The sequence below is a fragment of the Cellulomonas septica genome (assembly GCF_012396155.1).
Taxonomy (GTDB): Bacteria; Actinomycetota; Actinomycetes; order Actinomycetales; family Cellulomonadaceae; genus Cellulomonas; species Cellulomonas septica.
Window position 1 is genome coordinate 1 of the sequence record NZ_JAAXOY010000441.1, and the last position, 3,085, is coordinate 3,085.

Annotated in this window: 3 protein-coding genes; all 3 read right to left on the bottom strand. The window is 73.7% G+C overall.

Annotated features, from left to right (window positions below; translation table 11 throughout):
* Positions 1-127: 127 nt before the first annotated feature.
* The 3 genes from HGA02_RS14650 to HGA02_RS14660 all read right to left on the bottom strand — a co-directional run bounded on the left by HGA02_RS14650 (position 128) and on the right by HGA02_RS14660 (position 3,044).
* Positions 128-949, bottom strand: a complete 822-nt coding sequence (locus tag HGA02_RS14650; RefSeq protein WP_168679730.1) for an ABC transporter permease — start codon at positions 947-949, stop codon at positions 128-130.
* Positions 946-1,962 carry an ATP-binding cassette domain-containing protein gene (locus HGA02_RS14655; RefSeq protein ID WP_168679731.1) on the bottom strand — a complete coding sequence of 339 codons (1,017 nt, stop codon included), beginning with the start codon at positions 1,960-1,962 and terminating at the stop codon, positions 946-948. The genes HGA02_RS14650 and HGA02_RS14655 overlap by 4 nt, the downstream gene beginning before the upstream one ends.
* A gap of 101 nt (positions 1,963-2,063) precedes the next feature.
* Positions 2,064-3,044, bottom strand: a complete 981-nt coding sequence (locus HGA02_RS14660) for a COX15/CtaA family protein (RefSeq protein ID WP_168679733.1) — start codon at positions 3,042-3,044, stop codon at positions 2,064-2,066.
* Positions 3,045-3,085: the final 41 nt, after the last annotated feature.

Below are 3,085 nucleotides of genomic sequence, written 5' to 3' on the forward strand. Positions count from 1 at the left end.
GGGCGCGTGCCGTCGGGCGACGGCACGCCGCGACGCGGGCCCTGGCGCTCGTCGACAGCCTCTGGCGCTGAGCGGTCCGCACGACGGACGCCCCGGGGAGTCCCCCGGGGCGTCCGTCGCCACGCGCTCAGGCCTTGCGCATGTACGCCCGCACCGCGAGCGGCGCGAAGACCGCGACGACGATCGCGGAGCCCAGCAGCGCGAGGCCCACCTCGTGCGTCACGGTCGCCGTGTTGGCGAGCTCGCGCACGGCCGTGACCAGGTGCGACACCGGGTTCGCCTCGGCGAACACCTGCAGGGGCCGCGGCATCGTCGACGGGTCGACGAACGCGTTCGACAGGAACGTCAGCGGGAAGAGCACGAGGAACGAGATGCCCTGGACGGACGACGCGGTGCGCCCGACGACGCCGAAGAACGCGAAGATCCAGCTGAGCGACCACGAGCACAGGATCACGAGCAGGCCGGCGAGCACGACGCCGCCGATCCCGCCGCCGGGCCGGTAGCCCATGACGTAGCCCATCGTGAAGGTGAGCGTCGTCGCGATGAGGTACCGGACCGCGTCGGCGACGAGCGCGCCCGCGAGGGGCGCGACGCGCGCGATGGGCAGCGACTTGAACCGGTCGAACACGCCCTTGTCCATGTCCTCACGGAGCTGGACGCCCGTGACGACCGAGGTCGTCAGGACCGTCTGGACGAGGATGCCCGGGATGATGATCGGCAGGTAGTCGCGCACGCTGCCCGAGATCGCCCCGCCGAAGATGTACGTGAACATCAGCGTGAAGATGATCGGCTGGAGCGTCACGTCGAAGAGCTGCTCGGGCGTGCGGCGGACCTTGAGCAGCCCGCGCCACGCCATGGTGAGCGACTGCTTGACCGCGACGGGCCACGAGACGGTGCTCGCGAGGTCGGCGGGGACGCCGGTGGTGGGGGTCAGGGTCGTGGCGCTCATGCGTTCACCGTCGTTCCTGCGGCGTCGGCCGCGTGCTCGGGCGCGGACGGGTCCGCGTCGTCGGACGCCTCGGCCGGGTGGCCGGTGAGCGTGAGGAAGACCTCGTCGAGCGAGGGCTTCTGCATGGACAGCTCGTCCACGGCGAGGCCGCGCTCGCGCAGCAGCACGAGCAGGTCGGTCACCGCGGCGGGGTCGTCCAGCGGGAGGGTGAGGCGTGCGGCCTCGGGGGAGACGGTCGGCTCGACGCGGAACCGGTCGCGGATCGTGGCGGCCGCCGCGAGCACCTGGCCGGGGTCGGCGAGCCGCAGCTGGAGCGACTGCGTGCCGACCGCCGACTTGAGCTCGTCGGCGGTGCCCTCGGCGACGACGCGGCCGCGGTCGATGACCGCGATGCGGTCGGCGAGCTGGTCGGCCTCGTCGAGGTACTGGGTCGTGAGCAGGACGGTCGAGCCGGTCGCGACGAGCTCGCGGATCGTGTCCCACATCTGCGCGCGGGTGCGCGGGTCGAGGCCCGTCGTCGGCTCGTCGAGGAAGATGAGCGGCGGCTGCGCGATGAGGCTCGCCGCGAGGTCGAGGCGGCGCCGCATGCCGCCGGAGAAGTTGCGCAGCGGCTTGTTCGCCGCCTCCGTCAGGCCGAACCGCTCCAGCAGGTCCGCGGACTTGGCGCGCGCGGCGGGGCGGGACAGGCCGTGCAGGCGCGAGAAGAGCACGAGGTTCTCGGTCGCGCTCAGCGTCTCGTCGACCGACGCGTACTGGCCGGTCACGCCGATGAGCTGGCGCACGACGTGCGGCTCGCGCGCCACGTCGTGCCCGAAGATGCGGGCCGTGCCGGCGTCGGGGCGCAGGAGCGTGGCGAGCATGCGGATCGTCGTCGTCTTGCCGGCACCGTTCGGGCCGAGCACGCCGTAGACGGTGCCGGTCCGGACGGTGAGGTCGACGCCGTCGACGGCACGCTGCTCGCCGAACGTCTTGACGAGGCCCTCGGCCTCGATGGCCCAGGTGTGGTGGGTCATGGTGTCCTCCCTGGTCGTTGTCGTGACCAGGGTGGACGGACCCCGCTGTCAGCCGGCTGTCAGCCCGCGGCGCCGGCCGGCGGGCCGCTGTCGGTCCGCTGTCAGACCGCCGTCAGCGGCGCGGCTGCGGGCGCACCCGCGCCCGGGACGACGGGCACCGGCCCGCGCGTGCGGAGCGTGCCGCAGAACGACACGACACCCGCGGCGAGCAGCGCGGCCCCCACCATGTGCAGGTTGACCAGCGCGATCGGGAGGCCCGTGAAGAGCTGGACGTACCCGATCAGCCCCTGCCCGAGCGTCACGCCGAGCAGCACGAGCCCGACCGTGCGCGGCCGACCGCCGACCTGCGTCCGCAGGACCCGCCACAGCATGACGGCGAGCACCGCGACGAAGAGCCACACCGACGCCGCGTGCACGCGGGCCATCGCGTACGGGTCGACCGCGAACCGGTAGCCGACCTCCTCGTCGCCCGAGTGCGGCCCGGCGCCGGTGACGACGACCCCGAGCACGAGGACGAGGACGGTGAGCGCGGCGAGCAGCCAGCGCAGGCCGTACGTCGTGCGGTCGACGAGCGGCTCGGGTCGTGCGTCGCCCTCGGCGGACCGCACGAGCAGCCACGTCGACGCGGCGATGAGCGCCATCGAGATGAGCAGGTGGCCGCCGACGATCGCGGGGTGCAGGTCGACGAGCACGGTGATCCCGCCGACGACGGCCTGCACCGCGACGCCGGCGAGCGGCGCGAGTCCGAGCCAGCGGTAGGCGGCGGAGCGGCTCCGGTCGGAGAACACGAGGAGCGCGACGACGATCGCGAGGATGCCGAGCACGCCGGTGATGGTCCGGTTGCCGAACTCGATGAACGGGTGGATCGACGTGGCCTCGTGGAACCGGGGCGTGAACTCGCCCGGCTCGCACTGCGGCCACGTCGAGCAGCCGAGGCCCGAGCCGGTGAGGCGCACCGCGCCGCCGGTGCCGACGATGACGATCTGCCCGACGAGGTTCGCGACGATCGCGGGCCGGGTCCAGCGCGGCCGCAGGCGGTCGAGCAGGGGCGGCCGGACGGGGGCGGTGGCGGGCGTCGTCACGCGTCCCAGGGTAGTTCGGCGCGGTGGCCCGCCCGACCGTG

Bases quoted from the DNA above. Each gene is read 5' to 3' on its own strand.
- HGA02_RS14650 (WP_168679730.1), bottom strand. From the start codon at position 949: ATGAGCGCCACGACCCTGACCCCCACCACCGGCGTCCCCGCCGACCTC.
- HGA02_RS14655 (WP_168679731.1), bottom strand. From the start codon at position 1,962: ATGACCCACCACACCTGGGCCATCGAGGCCGAGGGCCTCGTCAAGACG.